At 71.0% G+C, this 6,366-nt stretch carries 4 protein-coding genes and 1 pseudogene; 2 read left to right on the top strand and 3 right to left on the bottom strand.

Annotated features, from left to right (window positions below; genetic code table 11):
- Positions 1-44: 44 nt before the first annotated feature.
- Positions 45-1,037, bottom strand: coding sequence for a LacI family DNA-binding transcriptional regulator (locus tag ABZ260_RS44440; RefSeq protein ID WP_355557757.1), 993 nt, complete (start codon positions 1,035-1,037; stop codon positions 45-47).
- Positions 1,038-1,226: 189 nt separating this feature from the next.
- Between ABZ260_RS44440 and ABZ260_RS44435 the strand changes: the two genes are divergently transcribed.
- Both ABZ260_RS44435 and ABZ260_RS44430 read left to right on the top strand, forming a co-directional pair.
- On the top strand, positions 1,227-2,426 hold the full coding sequence (locus ABZ260_RS44435) for a thiolase family protein (RefSeq protein WP_355630114.1): 1,200 nt from the start codon (positions 1,227-1,229) through the stop codon (positions 2,424-2,426).
- On the top strand, positions 2,423-4,495 hold the full coding sequence (locus ABZ260_RS44430; protein WP_355630111.1) for a 3-hydroxyacyl-CoA dehydrogenase NAD-binding domain-containing protein: 2,073 nt from the start codon (positions 2,423-2,425) through the stop codon (positions 4,493-4,495). The genes ABZ260_RS44435 and ABZ260_RS44430 overlap by 4 nt, the downstream gene beginning before the upstream one ends.
- A 60-nt stretch (positions 4,496-4,555) precedes the next feature.
- On the opposite strand, the gene ABZ260_RS44425 is transcribed toward ABZ260_RS44430, so the two are convergent.
- Positions 4,556-6,028, bottom strand: a complete 1,473-nt coding sequence (locus ABZ260_RS44425) for an amino acid permease (protein WP_355630108.1) — start codon at positions 6,026-6,028, stop codon at positions 4,556-4,558.
- Between the two features lie 106 nt (positions 6,029-6,134).
- Positions 6,135-6,366 (bottom strand): annotated as a pseudogene (locus tag ABZ260_RS44420) (1-deoxy-D-xylulose-5-phosphate synthase); the annotation flags it as partial.

Genomic DNA, 6,366 nt, shown 5'->3' with positions numbered 1-6,366 from the left:
CGCCTCGCGGGCGTCGCGGCAGAGGTGGGTCGGCCGAGGCGACCTCACCCCAGAGCGCGGGTGCTCTCGCGGAGGATCACCTCGCCGGTCACGACCTGGGCCCTGGCCCCCTCGTCCGGGGCGAGGGCCATCTCCAGTGCGCGGGCACCCATCTCCGCGAGCGGCAGCCGCACCGTGGACAGCGAGGGAACCAGGTCGCGCAGCGTGGAGATGTCGTCGAAGCCCGCCACCGAGACGTCCTCTGGGACGCGGATGCCCCGGTCCCTGAAGGCGGCCAGGGCACCCACCGCCATCACGTCGGTGACGGCGAAGACACACGTGACCCCGGACACCTGGGTGGCCGCCGAGTAGCCGCCCTCCCTGTCGAAGGAGCCGTGCAGGACACGCGGCGCGGGCAGGCCGAGCTCTTCGAGCGCGGCGGCGAACCCGGCCACCCTGTCCATGGACGCGATCAGCCGCTCGGGCCCGGCGAGGACGGCGAAGCTCCGGTGCCCCAGCCCGGCGAGGGCACGGGCCAGCGCGGCGGCGCCCAGGCGGTTGTCCGGCACCACCGCGTCGACCCCGAGCAGGTCCTGGCCCACGCAGGCCGCCCGGCCACCGGTCTCCCGGTAGCGGTCGAGCTCCTCGCGGAGCTGCCGGGTCAGCTGCTCGTCGGCGATCCGGGAGCCGACCAGCAGCACGGCGCGGACCCGCTGCGCATTCAGTGTCGAGACATAGGCGATCTCCCGCTGGGGGTCGCGGTGCGTGGTGCCGATCATGACCATCAGCCCCTGGTTCTCCGCGACCCGCATGGCCCCGTCGGCGATCGCGGCGAAGTAGGGGTCGGTGAGATCGTGAACGACCAGGCCGATCACGTTGCTGGCCCCCCTGGCGAGGGTCTGCGCGGCCACGTTGGTGCGGTATCCCAGCTGGGCCGCGGCCAGCTCCACCTTGGCCCGCAGGGATGCGCCCACCTGTCTGGTGCTGCCGTTGAGCACCCGTGACGCCGTGGCGAGCGAGACGCCCGCGTGCCGGGCGACATCCTCAAGCGTGACCACCGACAACCTCCCGGAAAGCGTTTTCCAAAGTCTGTCAGAGTTGTCGCCGTCCCGCATCCGGGACATGCCGCACCGGACCGCGCACCTTGGGGAACAACTTACCCACCTCGCGCGGGACCGGCCGCGCCAAACGTTGTTACCCGCGAGTAGCATAGGGGGGAAGCCATCCAGCAACGAGGAGCGAACCCCGTGCCTTCGTCTCGTGACGTCGTATTCGTCGACGGTGTGCGCACACCCTTCGGCAGGTCGGGCCCCAAGGGCCTGTACGCCGAGACACGCGCCGACGACCTGGTGATCCGCGTCATCCGCGAGCTGATCCGGCGTAACCCGAATCTGCCTCCCGAGCGCGTCGACGAGGTGGCCATCGCGGCCACCACGCAGATCGGCGACCAGGGCCTGACCCTCGGCCGCTCCGCCGCGATACTGGCCGGGCTGCCCAAGAGCGTGCCCGGCTACTCGATCGACCGCATGTGCGCCGGCGCGATGACCGCGGTGACCTCGGTCGCCGGAGGCATCGCCTTCGGCGCCTACGACGTCGCCATCGCCGGCGGCGTCGAGCACATGGGCCGCCACCCCATGGGCGAGGGCGTCGATCCCAACCCCCGCTTCCTGGCCGAGCAACTCGTGGACGGCTCCGCCCTCGTCATGGGCATGACCGCCGAGAACCTGCACGACCGCTACCCCTCCATCACCAAGGAGCGCGCGGACGCCTTCGCCCTCGCCTCCCAGGAGAAGGTCGCCAAGGCCTACGCCGACGGCCGGATCCAGCCTGACCTGGTCCCGATGGCGACCAGGTCCGCCGAGAAGGGCTGGGGGCTGGCCACCGCCGACGAGGCCCCCCGCCCCGGCACCACGCTGGAGGGTCTGGCCGCGCTGAAGACCCCGTTCCGCCCGCACGGCCGGGTCACCGCGGGCAACGCCTCCGGTATCAACGACGGTGCCACCGGCTGCGTCGTGGCCGCCGCCGACGTCGCCGAGGAGCTCGGCCTCGCCCCGAAGATGCGCCTGGTCTCCTACGCCTTCGCCGGCGTGGACCCCGAGGTCATGGGGGTCGGGCCGATCCCGTCCACGGAAAAGGCGCTGCGCCTGGCCGGGCTCTCCATCTCCGACATGGGACTGTTCGAGATCAACGAGGCCTTCGCCGTGCAGGTGCTGGCGTTCCTCGAGCACTTCGGCATCGCCGACGACGACACCCGGGTGAACCCCTACGGCGGCGCCATCGCCTTCGGCCACCCGCTGGCCTCCTCCGGGGTGCGCCTGATGACGCAGCTCGCCCGCGAGTTCGGTGAGCGCCCCGACGTCCGCTACGGCATGACCACGATGTGCGTCGGCCTGGGCATGGGTGGAACGGTCATCTGGGAGAACCTCAGCTGGGAAGGTAACAAGTGACGGACATCAAGGAACTCTTCGCCGACGAGATCGTCACCCGGGCGACGGTCCACGACGTGGAGCTGCCCCAGGGTGCGGGCACCATGGCCCTGATCACGCTGGACAACGGCTTCGACCACACCAAGCCGTCGACGTTCGGCCCCGGGGGGCTGACCTCGCTGGGCGAGGCCCTCGACGCGATCGCCGGGCGCGGCGACCTGGCGGCCGTGGGCGTCGTCGGCAAGCCGTTCGTCTTCGCCGTCGGTGCCGACCTCAAGGGCGCCGCGCTGGTCTCGGAACGGGACCAGGCGCTACAGATCGGCCGGCTGGGCCACGAGGTGTTCCGCCGCCTCGGCGAGCTGGACGTGCCGTCGTTCGCGTTCGTCAACGGCGCGGCCATGGGCGGCGGTCTGGAGATCGCGCTGCACTGCACGTACCGGACCATCTCCTCCGGTGTGCCCGCCGTGGCACTGCCGGAGTGCTTCCTCGGCCTGGTCCCCGGCTGGGGCGGCACCCAGTTGCTGCCCCGCCTGATCGGGCCGGCCGCGGCCGTCAAGCTCATCATCGAGAACCCGCTCTCGCAGAACCGCATGATCAAGGGCAGGGAGGCGTTCGGGCTGGGTGTCGCCGACGCGATGTTCGAGCCCGCCGACTTCCTTGAGGAGTCACTGCGCTGGGCCTCGGCGGTGCTGCGCGGCGACGTCACCGTCTCCCGCGCCGACCACACCGCCGAGGACTGGTCCAAGACCGTCTCCGACACCCGTTTCCTGCTCGACATGAAGCTGCACGGCGCCTCCCCCGCCCCGTACCGGGCGCTGGAGCTCCTCGAGCTGGCCCGCACCGCCACCCGCGACGAGGGCTTCGCCGCCGAGGACCGGGCGCTGGCCGACCTCCTCATGGGCGACGAGCTCCGCGCCGGCCTGTACGCCTTCGACCTGGTGCAGCGCCGGGCCAAGAAGCCCGCCGGAGCCCCGGAGGCGGCCCTGGCCCGCAAGGTCACCAAGGTCGGCGTCGTCGGCGCGGGCCTGATGGCCTCGCAGATGGCGCTGCTGTTCGCCCGCCGCCTGGAGGTCCCGGTCGTGCTGACCGACCTGGACCAGGCCCGGCTGGACAAGGGCGTGGGCTACGTGCACACCGAGATCGACAAGCTGCTCGCCAAGGGCCGCGTCTCCGGCGACCAGGCCAACCGGCTCAAGGCCCTGGTGACCGGCTCGCTGACCAAGGAGGCGTTCGCCGACGCCGACTTCGTCATCGAGGCCGTGTTCGAGGACATGAAGGTCAAGCAGAAGGTGTTCGCCGAGGTGGAGGCGGTCGTCTCCGCCGAGTGCGTGCTGGCCACGAACACCTCCTCGCTCTCGCTGACCGAGATGGCCTCGGGGCTCCGGCACCCCGAGCGCGTCGTGGGCTTCCACTTCTTCAACCCGGTCGCGGTGATGCCGCTGCTGGAGATCGTCCGAGGGGAGCGGACGGACGACGCGACGCTCGCCACGGCCTTCGCCGTCGGCCGGTCGCTGAAGAAGTCGTCGGTGCTGGTCAAGGACGCGCCCGCGTTCGTGGTCAACCGCCTGCTGACCCGCTTCATGGGCGAGGTCATCGGTGCCGTCGACGAGGGCACCCCGCTGGAGCTCGCCGACCACGCGCTGGACGGGCTCGGCCTGCCGATGACCCCGTTCGCGCTGCTGCAGCTCGTCGGCCCGGCCGTGGCACTGCACGTCGCCGAGACGATGCATGAGGCGTTCCCGTCCCGCTACGGGGTGTCGGAGAACCTCGCCCGGCTGGTCGCGGCGGGTAAGCCGGGTGTCTACGCGCCGGACTTCTCCCTGGACCCCGAGGCGGTGGCCCTCTTCGCCGGGGGCACCTCACCGTCCACGGCCGAACAGGTCCGGCTGCGGGCGCTGCGGGCCCTGGCCGAGGAGATCCGTCTCATGCTCGACGAGGGTGTGGTCTCCGCTCCCCAGGACATCGACCTGTGCATGGTCCTCGGCGCGGGGTGGCCGTTCCACCTGGGCGGCGTCACCCCCTACCTCGACCGCGAGGGGATCTCCGAGGTGCGCTTCCTGCCGCCTGGCGTGGCCTCGGTGCCCGCCTGACGCACCCCTTTCCCGGTGTGGCTCCCCTGTCTCGCGGCCGTCGCGGGACGGGGGAGCGCGTCACCGTGTCGCTGCCCGCCGCTGCTCCGACAGCCTGCTGTGCCGGTAGCCGTAGCCGATGTAGATCAGGAGTCCGAGGAGCATCCACGCCCCGAACCTGATCCAGGTCTCCACCGGCAGGTTGAGCATCAGGTAGAGGCAGGCGAGCACCGACAGGACGGGCACCAGCGGCACCAGCGGGGTGCGGAAGGAGCGGGGCAGGTCGGGACGGGTGCGGCGGAGGATGACCACCGCGATCGAGACCACCGCGAACGCGAAGAGCGTGCCGATGTTGACCAGTTCGGCGATCGTGGACAGCGGCACCAGCCCGGCCAGGACCGCGACGACGACACCCATGATGATGGTGATGACGTACGGCGTGCGGTACTTCGGATGGACCTTGGCCAGCCCGCTTGGCAGCAGTTCGTCGCGGCACATGGCGAACATCACCCGTGACATGCCCAGCATGAGGATCATCACGACGGCCGTCAGGCCGACCAGCGCGCCGACGCTGATCAGCGACGCGGCCCAGGTCTGGCCGACGGCCTTGAACGCGTCGGCCAGTGGCGCCGCCTCGCTGAGTTGACGGTAGGGCTGCATGCCGACCACGACCAGCGAGACCGCGACGTAGAGCACGGTGCAGACACCGAGTGAGGACAGGATGCCGACGGGCAGGTCCCGCTGCGGGTCGCGGGTCTCCTCGGCGGCGGTGGCGACCACGTCGAAGCCGATGTAGGCGAAGAACACGACCGCCGCGGCGCTGAAGATGCCCAGCACCCCGTACGCGACCGGGGTGATGCCGAACAGTACCTGGATCAGCGGCGCGGCCAGTCCCTCCACCGCGGGGGTCGCCTTGGACGGCGGGATGAACGGCGAGTAGTTGGCGCCCCTGACGAAGAACAGCCCCGCCACCACGACCAGCAGGATCACCGCGAGCTTGATCGTGACGATGATCAGGTTGAACCGGGAGGACAGTTTGATCCCGAGGACCAGGACCCCGGTGAGCAGCAGCACGACCAGCGCGGCGGGCAGGTTGAACACCGCCCCCTCCCCCGCGATCACGCCGGGCAGCGGGACCCCCAGGGACGCCAGCAGCGAGGTCAGGTACCCCGACCAGCCGACCGCGACGACCGCGGCGCCGAGCATCATCTCCAGCGTCAGGTCCCAGCCGATGATCCAGGCGGGCAGCTCGCCCAGGGTGGCGAAGGCGAAGGTGTAGGCGGACCCGGCCACCGGGACGGTGGAGGCGAACTCGGCGTAGCAGAGCGCCGCCAGCGCGCAGACGATCCCGGCGGCCACGAAGGAGAGCGCCACCGCGGGCCCCGCCGTCTCCCTGGCGACCCGGCCGGTGAGCACGAAGATGCCGGTGCCCACGATGACGCCGATACCGAAGACCGTGAGGTCCAGCGCGGTGAGATCCTTGCGCAACCGGTGTTCCGGTGCCTCGGTGTCCGAGATCGACTGCTCCACCGACTTGACGCGAAGAACACCCACGATCCCTCCTGACGCGCCGGCGGTCACCCTTGCCGACGCATCAGGTCATGCCCAGCGGATCACCGCCTGAACGGCGGAGCCGAGGATGTTTGGAAGGGAGGTGTGGTCAGCCGGCCGGCTCGTTCTCCAGGGCCGGAGAACGCTTCGCGATCGCCTCGGTGACCTGCCGGGCGATGTCCTGCGAGGTCAGGCCGATCTCGCTGAGGATCTTCGCACGCTTGGCGTGGTCGAGAAAGCGCCGCGGGATGCCGTAGGTGCGGACCGGGACGTCGACGTCGGCGTCGCGCAGCAGGCGGGCGACCGCGTCACCCACACCGCCCACCCTGCCGCTGTCCTCG

The sequence above is a fragment of the Streptosporangium sp. NPDC006013 genome, assembly GCF_040614275.1.
Taxonomy (GTDB): domain Bacteria; phylum Actinomycetota; class Actinomycetes; order Streptosporangiales; family Streptosporangiaceae; genus Streptosporangium.
The sequence above is the reverse complement of the archived record's forward strand: the minus strand, read 5'-3'. Positions and strand labels throughout refer to the sequence as shown.